The 17395-nt window shown below is 58.5% G+C and carries 14 protein-coding genes and 1 pseudogene; 11 read left to right on the forward strand and 4 right to left on the reverse strand.

The annotated features are described in order from the left end of the window. Positions 1 to 60: 60 nt before the first annotated feature. From HUK73_RS25130 to HUK73_RS25145, 4 genes and pseudogenes are all read left to right on the forward strand, one after another. Positions 61 to 842 (forward strand): annotated as a pseudogene (locus HUK73_RS25130) (IS5 family transposase). Between the two features lie 17 nt (positions 843 to 859). Further along, positions 860 to 1093, forward strand: coding sequence for a hypothetical protein (locus HUK73_RS25135; RefSeq protein ID WP_255326544.1), 234 nt, complete (start codon positions 860 to 862; stop codon positions 1091 to 1093). 127 nt (positions 1094 to 1220) lie between these two features. Then, a complete protein-coding gene (locus tag HUK73_RS25140; RefSeq protein WP_176594458.1) occupies positions 1221 to 2069 on the forward strand; it encodes an NAD(P)-dependent oxidoreductase in 849 nt (282 codons plus the stop codon). Beyond that, the gene (locus tag HUK73_RS25145) at positions 2066 to 2461 is read left to right on the forward strand and encodes a carboxymuconolactone decarboxylase family protein (protein WP_176594459.1); all 396 of its coding nucleotides are present in this window, start codon (positions 2066 to 2068) and stop codon (positions 2459 to 2461) included. The genes HUK73_RS25140 and HUK73_RS25145 overlap by 4 nt, the downstream gene beginning before the upstream one ends. Before the next feature lie 53 nt (positions 2462 to 2514). On the opposite strand, the gene HUK73_RS25150 is transcribed toward HUK73_RS25145, so the two are convergent. Next, positions 2515 to 3888 carry an MFS transporter gene (locus tag HUK73_RS25150; protein WP_255326545.1) on the reverse strand — a complete coding sequence of 458 codons (1374 nt, stop codon included), beginning with the start codon at positions 3886 to 3888 and terminating at the stop codon, positions 2515 to 2517. Positions 3889 to 4047: 159 nt separating this feature from the next. Here HUK73_RS25150 and HUK73_RS25155 point away from each other — a divergent pair, with 159 nt between their 5' ends. The 3 genes from HUK73_RS25155 (at position 4048) to HUK73_RS25165 (ending at position 8348) form a co-directional block, all read left to right on the forward strand. Then, a complete protein-coding gene (locus tag HUK73_RS25155; RefSeq protein WP_176594460.1) occupies positions 4048 to 4926 on the forward strand; it encodes an AraC family transcriptional regulator in 879 nt (292 codons plus the stop codon). A gap of 148 nt (positions 4927 to 5074) precedes the next feature. Further along, positions 5075 to 7468 carry a TonB-dependent receptor gene (locus tag HUK73_RS25160; RefSeq protein ID WP_176594461.1) on the forward strand — a complete coding sequence of 798 codons (2394 nt, stop codon included), beginning with the start codon at positions 5075 to 5077 and terminating at the stop codon, positions 7466 to 7468. Between the two features lie 79 nt (positions 7469 to 7547). Next, positions 7548 to 8348, forward strand: coding sequence for an SDR family NAD(P)-dependent oxidoreductase (locus HUK73_RS25165; RefSeq protein ID WP_176594462.1), 801 nt, complete (start codon positions 7548 to 7550; stop codon positions 8346 to 8348). Positions 8349 to 8384: 36 nt separating this feature from the next. Here the strand turns inward: HUK73_RS25165 and HUK73_RS25170 are convergent, their stop codons facing one another. Beyond that, positions 8385 to 8750 (reverse strand): hypothetical protein, encoded by a 366-nt coding sequence (locus HUK73_RS25170; RefSeq protein WP_176594463.1) that lies wholly within the window; start codon positions 8748 to 8750, stop codon positions 8385 to 8387. Positions 8751 to 8866: 116 nt separating this feature from the next. Between HUK73_RS25170 and HUK73_RS25175 the strand changes: the two genes are divergently transcribed. After that, entirely contained in the window at positions 8867 to 10090 is a 1224-nt protein-coding gene (locus HUK73_RS25175) for a cytochrome P450 (RefSeq protein WP_176594464.1), read from the forward strand. Positions 10091 to 10193: 103 nt separating this feature from the next. Here HUK73_RS25175 and HUK73_RS25180 read toward each other — a convergent pair whose 3' ends face one another. Then, entirely contained in the window at positions 10194 to 11078 is an 885-nt protein-coding gene (locus tag HUK73_RS25180) for a helix-turn-helix domain-containing protein (protein WP_176594465.1), read from the reverse strand. Positions 11079 to 11537: 459 nt separating this feature from the next. Between HUK73_RS25180 and HUK73_RS25185 the strand changes: the two genes are divergently transcribed. Both HUK73_RS25185 and HUK73_RS25190 read left to right on the forward strand, forming a co-directional pair. Further along, positions 11538 to 14000, forward strand: coding sequence for a TonB-dependent receptor (locus HUK73_RS25185; RefSeq protein ID WP_176594466.1), 2463 nt, complete (start codon positions 11538 to 11540; stop codon positions 13998 to 14000). A gap of 129 nt (positions 14001 to 14129) precedes the next feature. Beyond that, entirely contained in the window at positions 14130 to 14972 is an 843-nt protein-coding gene (locus HUK73_RS25190) for an NAD(P)-dependent oxidoreductase (RefSeq protein WP_176594467.1), read from the forward strand. A 111-nt stretch (positions 14973 to 15083) separates the two neighbouring features. Here the strand turns inward: HUK73_RS25190 and HUK73_RS25195 are convergent, their stop codons facing one another. Further along, positions 15084 to 16139 (reverse strand): cytochrome P450, encoded by a 1056-nt coding sequence (locus tag HUK73_RS25195; RefSeq protein WP_255326546.1) that lies wholly within the window; start codon positions 16137 to 16139, stop codon positions 15084 to 15086. Positions 16140 to 16840: 701 nt separating this feature from the next. Here HUK73_RS25195 and HUK73_RS25200 point away from each other — a divergent pair. After that, positions 16841 to 17014, forward strand: a complete 174-nt coding sequence (locus tag HUK73_RS25200) for a DUF6771 family protein (RefSeq protein ID WP_176594469.1) — start codon at positions 16841 to 16843, stop codon at positions 17012 to 17014. Positions 17015 to 17395 lie beyond the last annotated feature (381 nt).

Consider the following 17395-nt stretch of genomic DNA (forward strand, 5'->3'; position numbering starts at 1 on the left):
AAAGTGGATTCCCAAACGACCTGATTTCTGATTCAGAGCTTCTCTTTGCAGGGAGTGGCAATGGCTCGGGGTGATCTGACGGACGAGGAATGGGATGTAATCGCGGGGCTATTGCCGTCGGAGCGAGGCCGTAAATCGCGGCCTGCTCATGACAACCGGCGCTTTCTCAACGGCATGCTGCATGTGTTGCGGGTCGGCTGCCCATGGCGCGACATGCATGAGCGGTACGGTCTGTGGAACTCGGTTTATGTGCGGTTTCGGCGCTGGGCCGAACAGGGCGTATGGGATGCCATCCTGGCGACATTGGTGGATTTGGGGCTGACCGACGACTGGCAACACATGATCGACAGCACCATAGTTCGCGGCCATGTTTCGGCAGTGGGCGGAAAAGGGGGGCTTGTGCGCAGGCTTTTGGTCGATCACGCGGCGGCTTTACGTGCAAAGTCCACGCCCGATGTGACAATCAAGGACGCCCTCTCGGCTTCATCCTGACCGGCGGAGAAGCCTCCGATTATGGCGCTGTCGATGCCCTGATGGCGATCCCTGTCGCCAAGCCAAAGGCCCTGCTCGCCGACAAAGGCTATGACGGCGACGCTGTCCGCGAAAATCTGCTGATGCAGGGCATCCTGCCGATCATCCCGCCCAAGGCCAATCGTCGAGAGCCCATCCCCTGCGACTTCCGGCGCTATCGTGACCGAAACCGTATCGAACGCATGTTCGGCCATCTCAAGCAGTTCCGCCGTATCGCCACCCGATATGATAAAACCGCCTTATCTTTCGCCAGCTTCCTGAACCTTGCAGCCATCCGCAAATGGCTGCCTCACTTTGTCAACGCGACCTAGGACTGGGATCGGTGGTATTGGGCTATCTCAGCGATCGTTTGGCCGTGTTTCTCTACGATGGGAATTATGCCGCCGACTGTCTCGCTTCGGGGCTTGCTGCGGGGAGGGTGCCACCGCCGGCGGCCTGTCTCTCGGCTGCGGCAAGCGGTCTGCAACTGAGCATGCAGCTATCCGCATCCGTGCTTTTGATCGCGGTTCTCCACTATCTTCTCGCCGCGAAAAATCTGCCGCTGGAGGCAAATGCGTCGTGAAGGACGGGAAAGCTGTCGAGGTTCGGCCATGCAGCCCTGAACGGGATGACGCGTCGGTCTTGGCTATGCCACCTTTCCGGCCTGTCGATTACAGGACCGCGTGCAGGCGGCGGAAAGGATGATGAGGATGGGAAGAGCAGGGGTTATCGGCTTGGGGCAGATCGGCGCGGGTGTCGCCATATGCCTCGCGCGGACGAATCAATTGGCGGCGGTCTATGATATTCGTGCCGATGCAGCCGACACGCTGGAAGGGGTGCCGCCCGTCGTCGCCAGTCCGGCGGAACTGGCCGCGCAGGCTGATGTTGTGATTATCGCCGTCGTCAACGCAAAACAGACGATCGAGGTGCTGTCAGGCCCCGACGGTGTCCTGTCGTGCGCGCGGCCGGGCATGGTCGTGGTGTTGGTGGCGACCGTCTCGATCGAGGACTTGGACGCCATTCGCGCCCTGACCGACGAGGCAGGCGTGGAACTGGTCGATTGCGGCGTGACCGGTGGCCCCAAATCCCGCGAACATGGCCTCGTCTGCCTGGTCGGCGGCACGGATGAGACCATTGCGAATGTGCGCCCGGTGCTGGACGGATTTGCCAAGCTGGTGGCGCATATGGGTGGCCCCGGCGCGGGCATGGCGGCGAAGATCGCCCGCAACGTCATCGTCTTTGGCTGCCTGCGCGCCGGCTATGAAGCGTCCGTATTGTGTCGCAATGCCGGGGTGGATGTCCGCCAACTTGCGCAAGTGATCGACGCCAGTTCGGACAGCGTGGGCGGACCGTTGATGCTGGCGGTACGCGACGATCCGTCGTCCAGCGAGCAGGAAGCGGCGGTGCGCGAATATACGCGCGGGCTGATGGTCAAGGATCTGGATGCGGCCATCGATCTGGCGCGCAGCTATGGCATCGCGTTGCCCTTGGTTGAACTGACACGCCGGACCGATCAGGCGGTCGTCGGCCTTGAAAATGTAATGGGAGAAAAGGCATGAGTATCGACGAAGCGCAGTGGCAGAAGGGCCTTGAAGTGTTCGACAAGGTCTATGGACCAGGATCGTCGGAGATGACCCGTCCGTATCGGGACTCTTCCTTCAATCAGGAAATCGTCGGAAACCAGTTCGCCAATCTGTGGGCGAGCGATATCTTCTCGATGCGGGAGAAGCGACTGCTGGTTCTGGGCGCGACCGCAATGCTGGGACGCGCCGATCTGGTTGAGATCCAGATGAACGGCGCTCTTATCAATGATGAATTCACCGATGAGGAGTTGGATTTCCTGCCGCTCTTCATACTGTTCTATGCCGGGGCGGGCAACACGACCACCGTGTTCCGGGGGATCGAAGCCGCCAAGGCACGGCGCAAGGAGCGCAACGCCGCGTCCAAATGACTGGGCGTGCATGACAAAGGGCGGTCTGGTCGAAGAACCAGGCCGCCCTTTTCTTATGCTTCGCCGCTATTTTGGGCACGGCGGATCGCGCGCGACGCCAGCAGCAACAATAATCCCCCGGCAAAGGTGAACAGCATGGCGGTGCCGATCCCCCAGGCGACACCCGCTGTACCACCGATATAATCGCTGACGGCGCCGATCAGATAGGTGCCGGCGCCCACGCCGATCAGGTTCGCCCCCAATTGTACCAGAGATACCGCAAGGCCCCGCAGGCGCGGCCCGGCGATCGTCACGATGACGGCGTAGATCGGCCCGTTATAGGAAGCGCTGAGGAAACCGCAGGCCATCAGCAGCGCCAGCATCAGATCAAGGTCTCGGAACAGCACGGTGCCGACGCCGGTCACTGCCGTCAGCAGGGGGATCACCGCGCCGAACAGGGATGTGCGCGCCGGATCGAAGCCGCCACGGCGCCGGTTGATGAGGTCGATCACCCAGCCCGCGAGAAATCCGCCCAGGGAACCGAGGCCGCCATAGGCAATGGCGATGAGTAGACCCGCCCGCGCAATGGGCATGCCGTGGACCCGGATCAGGAAAGTGGTGAGCCATGTGCTCATGCCGTAAATCCCCGCCGCGATCAGGACGATGGCGAAGATGCAGTAAAGCAGTCCTGGACGAGCCGCGAGCAGGCGGATACGCTGCACCAGCCTCAGCGTCTCTCCTTGCAGCGGGGCCGGCCCGTCATGCGCGCCGCGCAACGGTTCCCTGACGGTGAGCAGCAGCAGGGGCGCCAGCACCAGTCCCGGCACGCCGGCGGCCACAAATGCCCAGCGCCATCCGGCGCTCTGCACGATCGCGCCGCCCACGATGAAGGCGATGGCAAGGCCGATACCTGAACTCAGATACCAGATGCCGATGGCGGTTGCGCGTCGGTCCTCCCCGAAATAGTCGCTCAGCAACGACATGCCGGTCGGTGAACCGCCCGCTTCGGCCGTCCCTACCGCGGCACGGCCTATAAGCAATGTCCAGAATCCGGTCGCCAGGCTGCACAGTGCGGTCGCGCCGCTCCACAGCGTGAGTGCCGCAGCCATCAGGTTGCGACGGTTCCAGTTGTCGACCGCTACGCCGAAGGGCAGGGCGGCGAGGGCGAAAAATATGCCATAGGCAAAGCCCGCCAATATTCCGAGTTGCCCGTCCGACAGGGCAAATTCATGCCCGACCGGCGCCAGCACCAGCCCGATGATGGCACGATCGATGCCATGGCAGGTCTGCGCCAGCGTCAATATGCCCAGCACATACCAAGGATAATGGCTGACGGCGGCGGGTTTTTCCGACAGCGCTCTCATGGCGTCCGCTGCTGCAAGAGCGGTGCGATGGACATTGAGCGCCTCCTGTTTTTGGATATCAGGCTGAGTGCGTGAGAAACGCATGGCATATGTTCCCCATGCCGCCCTCGGCCAGATTGTATCGAGTACGGCTTATGGATGTGCCTCCCCCTGGTGTCTTGACCACCTATCCGAAGATAGAAGTAAAAGTGGATGCTGCGCCTATCTGATGCAGGGAGAGAAGAGAAACAGGCAGAGGTAGCGATGTTTCGTCCGGAGAGCGATTGGACCGGCCAGGACAGGTTCGGGGTCAAGAATTTCTACATCGAAGCGGTGGCGACCGTTCGCGATGCCCGTGTGGATTTGCGTCATTTCGATTGGGTTTTGCCCAGCAGCGGCATATTCAGCCCTGAAAAGCATTATCTGGATTATTCGCTCGACGGTCAGCCGCGACGCAGCATGGTCAGCATGGGCCGGCCGGATCGGCGTGTCGCATCGGGTGACATTCTCTACATGCCGCCGCATCGCCAATATGTCGGTGAACCCGCGCTGCAGGAACGGCATCTTGTGTGTGTCGCGCTGGGGGAAGAATTTCTGGAAGAACTGTTCGACGGCGAGCAGCCGCTGAAGAGGGTGGAGCCCTGCGGCGATGTCCAGAATATTTCCATGCGCCGCCTTTTTGCGGGATTGGCCGCGGAATTGCGGGCACCCGGCTTTGCGAGCCAGACTCTTGTCGAATCGATGCTCATGGGGCTGGCGGTGGAACTGGTCCGGCATATGTGTCCACGGGAACTGGGCAGCGCGACTTCGCGCGGTGCGCGGCAGGTGCGCAATATCATCGACTATGTGATGGACAATCTGTCCGCGCCCCTTGGCGTCGCGGATATTGCGCGCGACTGCAACATGAGCGTGCGCCATGTCGCCCGCGTGTTCAAGGATGGAACGGGCGTCAGCCTGGGCGAGTTTGTCGCGCGCAGCCGCATCGCTTTGGCAAAGGAATTGCTGCGGAACGACGGTGCGCGGATCAAGGAAATCAGCTGGCGGTGCGGCTTTAACAGCACCTCGGCCTTTTCCGCTGCCTTTCGCGTCGCGACGGGCCAGACGCCCAAGGATTTCCGCTGCCAGCCGCCGCAGGTCCATTGACCCGGCAAACAGGAAACTATCGATCGGCGGCCAAATTCTGTCGCCGCACAGTCAATCGGGAGCATGCCACTATGGAGCATAGTATCGCCAAGCTAGACGCATTCTGCGTTTACAAATCGAAGTTGGATAAAATGATGGGGAGGGAAAAATGAGCAAGACCGCTACTTTAGGTGCGATCGCCACAGGCGCGCTGATTGCTGCAATGGCACAGCCTGCCTATGCGCAGCAGCCGCAATCGGGTGCCAGCGAAGGCATTCAGGATATCGTGGTCACCGCGCGCCGTACCGAGGAAAGTCTTCAGACCACGCCTATCGCCGTTACTGCGCTTACGCCCGAAGCGCTGACGACCGCCAAGGTCGAAAATGTCGTCGATCTTCAGCGCACCGCGCCGGGCCTTGTCATCGGTCGTGGTTCGGCAGGCGGCGACGGTATCGTCTTCGTCGCCATTCGCGGTCAGGGCAATCTCCAGCCGATCCTCGCTAACGATCCCGCCGTCGCCACCTATATCGACGGTATCTACATTCCCCGTCCATCGACGGGCATGACCGATATTCAGGACGTCAAGCGGCTGGAAGTGCTGCGCGGACCGCAGGGTACCTTGTTCGGCCGTAACACGACTGGCGGTGCCATCAACATCGTTACCAACGACCCGAATGATCAACTCAGCGGTGCGTTCAAGGCAGAATTTGGCAATTACAGTACGCTGGGCGCGCAGGCCAATATCAACGTGCCGCTTGCGGAAGGCCTGGCGATCCGTCTGAGCGGGGCGATCAACGATCGGGACGGTTATGGCGACAATCTTCTCACCAAGCGCGACTTTTCCGACAACAACAGCAAGTTCGTTCGCGGCAAGCTCAAATATGAGGGCAATGGCTGGGATCTGACCCTGTCGGGCGACTGGAACCGCCAGTCCAACCATGGTCAGCAGATCGCGCTCTGGGCCTTCAATCCGGCGATTGTTCCAGCCGCCTTCCAGCCGGGACTTACTGCGGGCCTCCTGACCAAGGATAACTGGTGGGGTAATACAACGACCGGCACGTCGATCCCGGCCACCATCGGTACGCTGACTCCGCAAGCGCAGGCACTTTATGGCGTGCGGCCATTTAATACGCTCGAAGTATATGGCTTTTCCGGTACTTTGAATGTCGAATTGGGCGGCCTGAACTTCAAGTCCATCACCGGCTATCGCCACTCGATGAATTATGGTCAGAACGACACGGATGGCACCGCCGCCCCGTTGCTGGCGACCTTCGCGGGGTCTGGTTCCTATTATGTTTCTCAGGAATTTCAGATTTCCGGGAATATCACCGACAGCCTCAGCTTCATCACGGGCGCCTATGCGGGCAAGGAGAGCGGCTATGAATTCAGTCGGTCGCAGATTTTTGGTGGACTGATCCGTGATTCGAACGCCGATGTCACCAACAAGACTTTCGGCCTGTTTGCCCAGGCCTATTATGAATTGACGCCAAAGCTGCGCGCGGTGGGCGGTTTCCGCTATACCTGGGACACCCGCGACAGCGTGCTGCATAATGCGCAGATATATGGCCGACCCTATAATGTCGCCGTGGCGGGAACGCCGACGGGCATCAACTGTACGGTGACTCCGACGGAACCGGTTACGGCCACCACCTGTAATCAGGTGCAGAATGCCAAATTCAATTATCCGGCCTGGAATCTGGGTCTTGACTGGCAGGCCAGCGACAATCTCTTCCTCTATCTCGCGACCCGTGGCGCGGCCAAGGCCGGTGGCTGGAACCTGCGGGCAGGGGGTCTGCCCGCCTTCGCCCCCGAAAAGGTGAAAGACGTCGAAGCAGGCTTGAAGGTCGATCTTTTCGACCGCCGTCTGCGCTTCAACACCGCGGTCTTCCACACGTGGAAGGACGACAATCAGGCGATCGTCAATAGCTTCGTCACCGGCATCGGCGTCACCCAATATATTCAGAACAACGGCAAGGTCCGTATATGGGGTATGGAAAATGAAATCACGGCTGTGCCGTGGGAAGGCATGACGCTCAGCGTCAACGGTTCGCTGCAAAACGGTAAATATGTGAAGGGCAGCTTCAGTGAGATTCAGGTGGTGGCCGGTAGTGGCTGCACGAACGGCGCTGGGGTCGTCAATGGCTGCGTCGTCGACCTGAGTGGTTTGCCGCTGCTACAATTGCCCAAGAAGCAGCTCAATATCAGCGCCACGCAGAAAATTCCGTTGGGAGGGGGCACGCTTGCTGTCACCGGCGCCTATTCCTATGTCGGTGCTCAGCATTTCGATGCCGTCAGGGCGGCGGACCAGGCGTCGGCTGCGACCAAGGCCGCCTATGACACGGAAAACCGCTTTGGCCGTGTGCCCGGCTATGGCATTTTCAACGGCCGTATCGCCTTCCAGCTTGAAAATCCCAATGTTGAAATCGCCGTCTATGGTCGCAACATCACGAACAAGAAGTATCTGTTGCGGCGCTTCCCCGATCTCTATCGGACATTGGGCATCACGGCCGCCTATGTTGGCCAGCCGGCCACCTATGGCGTGGAAACGACGTTTAAATTCTGATCGGATAAAGCGGATGGCGGGAGAATATGTGGTCGATACGGCCTTCTCCCGCCAGCCCATGACCGGGGAATTTTGAAAGATGATGAGGTTGGTAGACAGGGTGGCGATCGTCACCGGAGGCGGCGGTGGTATCGGTGCCGCTGTCGCGCGGCGCCTCGTTGCGGAGGGGGCTCGCGTCGTGATCGCCGATCTGTTCGAGGAGGCGGCCGTCCGCGCGGCCGCCCCGTTGGGGGACAAGGCGCTGGCGGTCCAGTTCGATGCCGCCGATCCGCAGTCGGTAAAGGTGATGGTTGATCGCGCCGTCGACCATTTCGGCAGGCTCGACATATTACACAATAATGCGGCGATGACCGATCCTGACAAAAGTCCGCAGGATACCACCGCCGTCGACATTCCGATCGGGATCTGGCGCGAGATTCTCGACGTCAATCTCACCGGCTATTTGCTGGGATGCAAATATGCGATCCCGCATATGGTTGCCGGTGGCGGCGGTTCGATCATCAATACAGCGTCCAATTCAGGCACCGCCGGGGATCTTGCGCGCATTGCCTATGGCTCGTCCAAGGCGGCGATCATCGGCCTCACCAAATATGTGGCGACCCAGCATGGGCGGCAAAATATCCGCTGCAACAGCATCGCGCCGGGCGTGGTGCTGACCGAAGCCCTCGAAAAAACCGTGCCGGGCCTGAAGGAGATCATTCAGCGGCATATATTGACACCGGAATTCGGCACGCCCGATGATATCGCCGCGCTGGTCGCCTTTCTTGCTTCGGACGAGGCGCGCTACATCACGGGCGAGAATATATCCATTTCTGGCGGCGGCCTTGTCCACCAGCCCCATTATGCCGATTTGCTGGCCTTCATGCAGGCGAAGGACTAAGCTGTGTCCAACGCCTGCACTTCGGTTCTTAGGGGGTTAATGAGCGGTCCGATGAAAATAGCGGATCGTCAGCCGGCCATCGGCGACCTTGTAGGTTTCGAGGCTCGGCAGCGTCACAATGCCATCCTTGGTTTGCAGGCGATTGGCTACATAGGCCGCGCCCTCCGATCCGTTGACGATCACCTCCAGCGGCTCGGTCGTGCATTTTCCGCCATATTCCGCCCACATCTCCGCCATCGCGATGCTACCGTCGACGGCAGGCGATCCGACATATTCGATCGTAAAGCCTTGGGGACCGAGCGCCCGAAAAAGCCGGTCGAGTTCGTCACGCTTCCCCTCGTTCCACAGCCGGTAATTGTCGCGGATCGCCTGTTCCAGATCCGGCACCTCTGCCTCGCTCATGCGCATCGCCTCCTGTCAGTGCGGATCATCCGCATGGCCGCCAGTCTCGATCGGATGACCAGGACCACACCTGTCTTTGGCAAGGGTGGAAATTATCTCTTTTTGCTTCGGAGAATATGATGACCAAACCTGCGCAACAGCCCCTTCCGGATCATGTGCCGCCCGAACTGGCGATGGCTCTGCCGCTCTTTTCCCGGCAGGTGATCTACGACAATCCGCAGGAGGTGCTGATTCCGGCCATGCATGCGGACCTGCCGCCGATCACCTATGTCACCAACATCTTTCCCGGTGACCAGCCCGGCTGGCTGCTCAAAAATGCCGAGGACGTGCAGGCGATGCTGCGCGACGCCGACAATTTCACCAAGAACGGCATGGGCAAATGGGCGCAGAATATCGGCGAGAACTGGCTGGTCATTCCGACCGAAGCCGACCCGCCCATTCATACCGGTTACCGCAAGGCGCTGAACAGTCATTTCGCGCCGCAGAAGATGTTCGCGATGAAGGAACAGGTGCGTGAGCGTGCGCGGACCTTGATCGATGCCTTCAAGGGCCGGGGACAGTGCGATTTCATCGAGGAATTTTCGGAGAAATTCCCTATCTTCATCGTCCTCGATCTGCTTGGACTGCCACAGGAAAGAATGGCGCAATTCCTCAAATGGGAAAAGGAAATGCTCCACTCCAATGACTGGGAAGTCCGCGGCAATGCCGTGCGCTGTGTGAAAGACTATCTGCTGGAGGAGATTGAGGCCCGCCGCCAGCAGCCGCGCGATGACTATATCAGCAAGGTTCTGACCTTTGAGGTGGATGACCGCCTGTGGAATGATGACGAGGTGCTGGGGCACTGTTTCAACCTGTATATCGGTGGACTGGACACGGTTACGTCGCTGCTCGGCAATATCTTCAACTATCTGGCGTCTCACCCGGACAAGCAGAATGAATTGCGCGCTGATCCGTCGCTGATCGTCCTCGCGGTCGAAGAGTTCCTCCGCGCCTTCGCGCCGGTCACGGCCTTCCGCATCGCGACGAAGATCATCGAAATTCAGGGGCAGAAGATTATGCCTGGGGATTATGTGGCCTTCAGCTCACCCGTGGTCGGTCGCGATCCGGCCTTCTATGATGATCCTCAGGCCATTCGCTTCGACCGTAAGGCGCCGCATATGTCGCTGGGCAGCGGTATTCACAAATGTCTGGGGATGCATCTGGCGCGGCTGGAACTGCAAATCGCGGTTGAGGAATTTGTCACGACTTTGCCGGAATTCCGGATCAAGGACGGCTTCAAAGTGCCATATTTCGTGGGCAATATTCTGCATGTGCCGGATCTCCACCTGCAATGGGACTGAATATTCCCATGGCCCGGGACTGTGATCTGCGGGCGCATGAGGTCTGACCGGTCAAATTGGTTCTGGAGCGGTTATCTGATTGCATCGGATAACCGCTCCAGCGTCAGCCGCGCAGCATCTCCTGCCGGAAACCCCGGGGGCTGAGGCCGGTCGCCTTGCGGAAGGCGGCACTGAAGGCCGCGACGCTCTGGAAACCACAATTGCCCGCGACGACCTTGATGAGGGTGCCATCCTGAACCAGTTCTCGCTTGGCCTGCGCAATCCGCGCATCGGCAATGTAATTGCCCAAGGTCTTCCCGACCGTGTTCTTGAAGGTCCGCATCAGATGCCGTGAACTGACGCCGCATTCTTCGGCCAGATCGACGATCGACAATGGCCCCGCCAGTCCGGCCTCGATACGCTCCTGAAGGCGGCGCAGGCGCCAGCCCGCCATTCGTGGATCGGCGGTGTCATCGGATTTGTGAGGGATCTGAAGGTGGCGACACAGGTCGATGACCAGCGACAATGCAATGGTTTCGACCATGATGTCGGGCGCGAAACCGGGATTGCGCACTTCCTGGGCGAGGCGGGCGAGGCCTTGACGGACCCACGGCGCCTTGACGTCGAAACAGGGGGGCAATGACGAAGGCATTGCCTCATTCTGAAAGAGCTGATCGGCTGTCAGGCTTTCGAAGGTCAAACAGAATATGCGATATTCGCTGGGTTCGCAGCGCGCTTCAAACTGGCTCCCCTTTGGCAGGTAGGAAACCTCGCCAAAGGGTGGCGCATGGCGCTTGCCGTCGGGCAGCAGACGCGCCTCGCGCGCGCGCGGGCCGAGCGAATAGTCGAGATAGTGACTGTTCGGCTCGAACCTGGCGTCACAGCTGCGTTCCCACGCAAAATGCCGGATATCGGCACGAATGCCGTTTGCGATGATGCTGTTCTCGACATGGAAATAGGATACGGTGAGCGGCTGGCATGGGAGGATGGTGCCCGTTGACTGCATCATAGGTCGCCCGCCTGCCATTGCACCTTCCGTCCCTTTCCATTCACGCCTGTGTGCGCCGCAAAGCACGATATGATAAAACCGGCAGCTTCGAACGCGGAGCATGCAAAGGCGACTGCGCCAGTAACCGATCCATGTGTGTCGCGCCTGCGTTCAGAGCTTGCCTTCCATGCTGGTCATTGACCCCGGTCATGAGCGGATATTATGGGGCCTTGTCCGCAGCACGTCGACTCGCAATCATATCGCGCAATCCGGACATCCCATCGCGAAACCGTCATCGCGTTCATGGCCGAGTGGTCGAAAAGTCTCCAAAGCATCGCGAAGAGGACATTAGTTTGATCGCTGGCATGACATGGCGCTCAAGCTGGTTCTCCGCGTCCCTTCCTGATGTTAGCGCTCTGTCGCATGGGCATGAGGTGAAACAGCACCCTGCCCGAATTCAGCGCCCAGGGAGGGGATGATATGGCTTCAGGTAAATGGCTCCAGACGACTGCATTGGCGAGCTTGCCGGCTCTTTTCGCAGCCAGTGCGCCGGCAATGGCGGTGGACCAGGCCGGACCTGTGGGGATTGAGGATATTGTGGTCACCGCCAGGCGGACCGAGGAAAATATCCAGACCACGCCGGTCGCCGTCACCGCACTGTCGACCGAAATGATCAAACAGGCGCAGGTCGGCGATGTGGCAGGTCTGCAGCGCACCGCGCCCAGCCTGTCGATCGCGACCGGCGCGCCGGGCGGTTCGGGCTTCGTCTATATCTCCATCCGGGGCATGCCGGCATTGAATCCGGGCGTTGCCAACGATCCTTCCGTCGCGACCTATGTCGACGGCGTCTATATTCCGCGTCCCTCGCAGGGTTCGGCCGATCTCATCGACCTGCAACGGGTTGAGGTTCTGCGAGGCCCTCAGGGCACGTTGTTCGGTCGCAACACCACCGGCGGCGCGCTCAACATCGTCACGGCTAATCCTACGGGTGATTTTGAAGGGCAGTTCCGCATTCAGGGCGGCAACTATGATTATCGCAATGTCGACGCGGTTCTCAACGTGCCGTTGATGGGCGAGGAACTGGCGGCGCGCTTCGTCTATGATTTCGTGGATCACGATGGCTATGCCCGGAATGTGACCTCGAACAGCGAACTCAAGGACCGCAACAGCCATTATGCCCGCGCCAAATTGCGTTGGGCGCCCGCCGGCAGCAACTGGACCGCCACGCTCAGCGGCGATTATAACATCATCAAGGATCATGGCCAGTTCGTCGGCCTTGCGGCGGTCAACCCGGGCGCCAGCGCGGCGATCGGCGCGATCAATGCGGCAACCCCTCTCGCGCCCTATCTGCACAGCAAGGCCCGTTGGTACGATGCCTATGGCATTCCGTTCAGCACCAATCCGCCAGTCGGGTCCAATTACGGTTTTCTGACCGCAGGCGGCCGAAACGCCTATAACAGGCTGGAGGCTTATGGCGGCAATCTCACGATCGATGGCGAAATCGGTTCCGTCACTGTGAAATCGATCTCTGCCTATCGCTACAGCAACGCGATCGGCCTGAACGAACTCGATGGCACACCTGCCCAGATTCTGGCGGCCGAAAGCGCCTACAAGTCCGATCAATATTCGCAGGAACTTCAGTTCTCCGGGGAATTGGGCGACCGCTTCAGCTATATTCTCGGCGGCTATTATTCGACGGAAAGCGGCCGTGAATCGTCCGTATCGCAGACCTTCGGGTCGTTCGCGCCCGCAGCCCCCGCACCCAATTTCGGTTTCGGCCTGAATTACGGCACAGTGAAGAATGTCTCGGTCGGCCTGTTCAGCCAGGGCTATTACCGTCTGACCGACAAGATCCGTCTCACCGGCGGCGTCCGCTGGACATGGGATAAGCGAGAGGTTGTTTTGATGAACAGAACGAACCTTGCCGCCAACACCTGCGCGCCCGAACTGGTCTCGAATCCCGACTTCGTTACGCCGTGCAGCCTGCCGCGTTCGGTCAAATATAATTACCCCGCTTGGACGGCGGGTATCGATGTGGAAATCACCGACAGCCTGTTTACTTATGTGAAGACGAGCGCCGCATCCAAGGCTGGCGGCTTCAATATGCGCAACGGTTCGGCCGCGACACCGCCGTTCAAGCCTGAGAAGGTCAGGGACGTTGAACTCGGCGTCAAGTTCAGTACATTGGATAACCGGTTGCGCATCAATGCCGCCGCTTTCCATTCTTGGCAGTCGGACGTTCAGCGCAATGCTTCCGACTGCATCACCCCACCGGGCGCGCTCGCCTGTACAACCACGCAATTTCTCCGCAACTCGGGCGATGCGCGTGTCTATGGCGGCGAACTTGAAATAAGCGCCGTTCCCTGGGAAGGGATGCTGCTCTCCGGCAATCTCGCCCTGCTCGACGGCAAATATGTCTCCGGCACTTTCGTCGAACAGCAGCAGTTCGTTCCCGTCGCCGGCGCCAACGTGTCGGATTGCGTCACCGGCACCGCCGCAGGTTCGGTCCGCTGTTCGGTCGATCGCAGCGGCGAGGCTCTGCCGCAAATGCCCAAGAAGCAGTTCGGCATATCGGCCACGCAGAAGGTGCCGACCCCATTTGGCGAACTCTCAATCTACGCAAACTACGCCTATATCGGAAAACAGAATTTCGGTCTGTTCACCGCCGATCCGCGGCGTCCGCAAGCCTATCGCGATGCGGTTGCCATCGCCAACCGGATCAATAGCATTCCGGGATATGGGCTTTTGAGTGGGCGTATCGCCTTGCAGATCGAAGATCCCAATCTTGAGTTGTCGATCTTCGGCCGCAATATCGGCGGAAAGAAATATGTAACCCGTGCCTTCGCCGATCAGTTGCCGACATTGGGCACCGCGATCGATTATATCGGCGATCCCTTTACGTGGGGCATCGGCGCGACTTTTCGTTTCGGACCGAAAAGCTAGGCCCGGAGCGACCTGCTTTGGCGCTCTCGCAATGGTTTGGCATTCATGCAGGCCCCGTTTGGGATTTACGAAGGGCGTTCGGAGTGGTTACCTCATTCGTGAACTTGGAGAAGGCCTGAGGAATATTTCATGACAGATAGTATCAGGAAAATGGGTTTCATCGGCCTCGGCAGCATGGGCGGCGATCAGGCGCGGGAACTTGCCAAACTGCCGCTCGACCTAACCGTTTACGACGTGTTTCCCGAGGCACTGGCGAAATTCGAGGGCCGCGCGAAGCTCGCCGCTTCCATGGCGGAGGTCGGCGTGGATGCCGACGCCGTCGGCATCTGCGTGCGGGACGACACGCAGGTACTGGAATGCGTCGATGCACTGCTGCCCGCGATGAAGCGGGGCGCGATCCTGCTCATCCACAGCACGATCAAGCCGAAAACCGCCCAGCACATCGCCGAACGCGCTGCCCCCTTGGGTATCGACGTCATCGACGCTCCGGTTACACGCACCGAAATGACCAAGGACGGTCCCTTTGTCTTCTGCATGACCGGTGGCGAGGAATCCGTCGCTGCTCGCGTCCAGGTGGTGCTCAACGCTTTTTCGACGAACACGATGCATATCGGTCCACTCGGATCGGCAATGGCCCTCAAGATCTGCAACAATCTCGTTTCCTGGTGCAGCATCATGCTGGGTATCGAGGTTGCCAATGTGGCGGAGGCCTCGGGTGTGCCGATGGACAAGCTGCTGACCGTGATGAAGCGCAACGGCAATCTGACCCCGCCAATGGCGGGTTTTGTCGATTTCCGCAATAATCCGGGGGATGCAGCCCGGCGCGCCTTCTTCGCCAGCCAGGCCGGCATCGGCGAAAAGGATCTCGCGCTGGCTGAAGAACTGGCGGCGGGCGCCGATGCGGCATCGCCGATCACCAGCCATACCAAGACGCTGCTCAAGAAGACGCTGCTTGCAATCTGCGAGAGCTAGATTTTCCCAAAATCGGCCGCGAATTTAGAGAATTTTCGTTTGATGTAAAAACGCTGCCGGCTATGAAGCCGGCATCGTTTTATTTCATTTTTAATGATTGCTATCTCACTTTCAGTCCCACTGAAGATGAAGATCGGGGACATGAAGAATGTTTCCGACGAAATAGCCGACCTCGAAGCCGTCCTTGATACGGAATGGCGGGATCGCCTTGAGAAATTCCTCAAGAGCGGTTTGAAGCTCCAGCCGTGCGAGGTGCATGCCCAGGCATTTGTGGATGCCATAGCCCAATGAAATATGCTGACCACGGCGATCGAAGCGGATTTCATTGGGATTGTCGTAGAAGTTTGGATCGCGTCCCGCGACGGGCGTAGAAACCGCCACATAATCGCCCGGCATGATCTTTTGCCCGTGGATTTCCATTTCGCGCGCCGCGATCCGGAAAACGCTGACCGGCGCGAAGGCGCGGAAAAACTCCTCGACGGCGAGCACGATCTTGCCTGGATTCTCACGCAGTTCCTTCTGCCGGTCTGGATAACGGGCAAGAAAGGTGAAGATATTGCCGAGCATCGAGGTGACCGTGTCGAGCCCACCAATAAAAAGGTTGAAGCAATGGCCGAAAATTTCGTCATCATTCCATTTTCGGCCGTCTATCTCATAGTCGAAAATGCGACTGATATAATCATCGCGCGGATTAGCGCGCCAGTCGGCGATTTGTTCTTCAAGATAGGCCTTTACCTTACGCACGCCGTTCGCACGAGCTTCCAGCGTTTTGGTGTGCAGGATCTCCTTCTCCCATTGAAGGAACTCTTTCAATCTTTCCTGAGGCAAGCCGAGTAAATCGAGGACGATATAAATCGGAAATTTTTCGGAAAATTCATGCACGAAATCGCAATGGCCGCGATCCTTGAAACTGTTGATCAGCGTGATGGCACGCTCGTGCAGATTGTCGCGCATCGCGGCCATGCGTTGGGGCGCGAAATAGGGATTGAGCGCTTCGCGATACTGCCCGTGAGCGGGAGGGTCTGTCTCGGTCGGGATAACCAGCCAATCTTCGCCAATGGATTGCGCAAATTTGCCCATTCCACGCTTTGTGAAATTCTCTCCATCCCGCAAAATTGCCTGTATGTCCTCCATGCGGGTCAGCAGCCAGCCCCCTTGATGGGCCATGAAGATATTGGTTACCCAGGTAATAGGACCTAAAGTATCATGTATTTGAGGAATAAGGGTTTCCTGCGGACATTCCGAAATTGTGACCCGGTCGAATAGTCGAAGGGATATTGCCGTTTCTTCGGGGACATGGGGAGGAATGAGATCATGTTCGCAAGTTGACATTGAATTTACCTATTTTATTATAATTAAATATATATTATTTTATCAGATTATTTTCAATATAGAGCTAGCGATACCATTTTCTCCAATGTCACCTTTGCCTCAGTATCTCTCACGAGACAAAGTGGGGAATGCAAACTGGGAAACGTCGTTGCTGCCTCACGCAGATCATAGATTGTGCCCGATAAGCCGTAAATCGCGACAATATATTTCAGCATGACAGGCTGTCTCGAAAGCGCCAAAAAAGCTGGCTACCGGTTGGAGTGGTCACAGCGTGATGCTCGTTATGGATGTTATCCTCTGTACGGCGCAGCTTGGCATCGAGCTAACTCGCGCAAGGGCCACCGATTCGTTCTTATGGGCTATAATATTTCGAGAGACGCGGTCCTTGCGGGGGCACTGGATAAAATGAGTGGGAACCTGTGGTCAGCAGCTTTCGGCGATAAGGGCCGAGGCGATCGCAGATTTGCGGATGTCTTTTAGTTTGAATAGTAATGCCTTGTTGCGTCAAGCACGCCATGCGGTCATAGGCGTATGAAATGGGCGATCAGACACAGGCGATAATATTGCGCATGGTGGAGCGTGCGCCACAATGGGTGCGCAGCGACCTGCTTTCCAAGGACGCCGGCGTACGCAGTCGAGCAGAAGAAACCTTGGCAGCCATGATTGTGGATGCATTGGCGAATGGCACCCCTGAAACGTTCGGGGATTAAGGCGAAACGCTATTTCGAAGCTATGAAAGGTGCGAGTAGTGGTCGGTTCCAGGCAATTTCTCTGCTCCGTTATGGCTGCACTGCTCCTATTCCCGTTTCACCCAGTCGCAGCAAGATCGGCGGTCGATTTGCATGTAGATATGCATTGAAACGGGACCCCACCTATTCTCTGCTAAAATGCTGAAAAACCGCGAATATAACGAACTCGGCGGGGTTCCCATAGGCGCAGATCAGGACCCCGGCATCGAGGTCGCTTATGTCAATAAATCAATGTAGTAGGCATCGTAGTGGTGTGGTCCCGCTTCGACGCCGATCGACACCCGAAGATCTTCTCGATCCGGCCACGCACACGATGGATCGGTTGATTCCACTCATGGAGCT

This window comes from Sphingobium sp. EM0848, from assembly GCF_013375555.1.
Classification (GTDB): Bacteria; Pseudomonadota; Alphaproteobacteria; order Sphingomonadales; family Sphingomonadaceae; genus Sphingobium.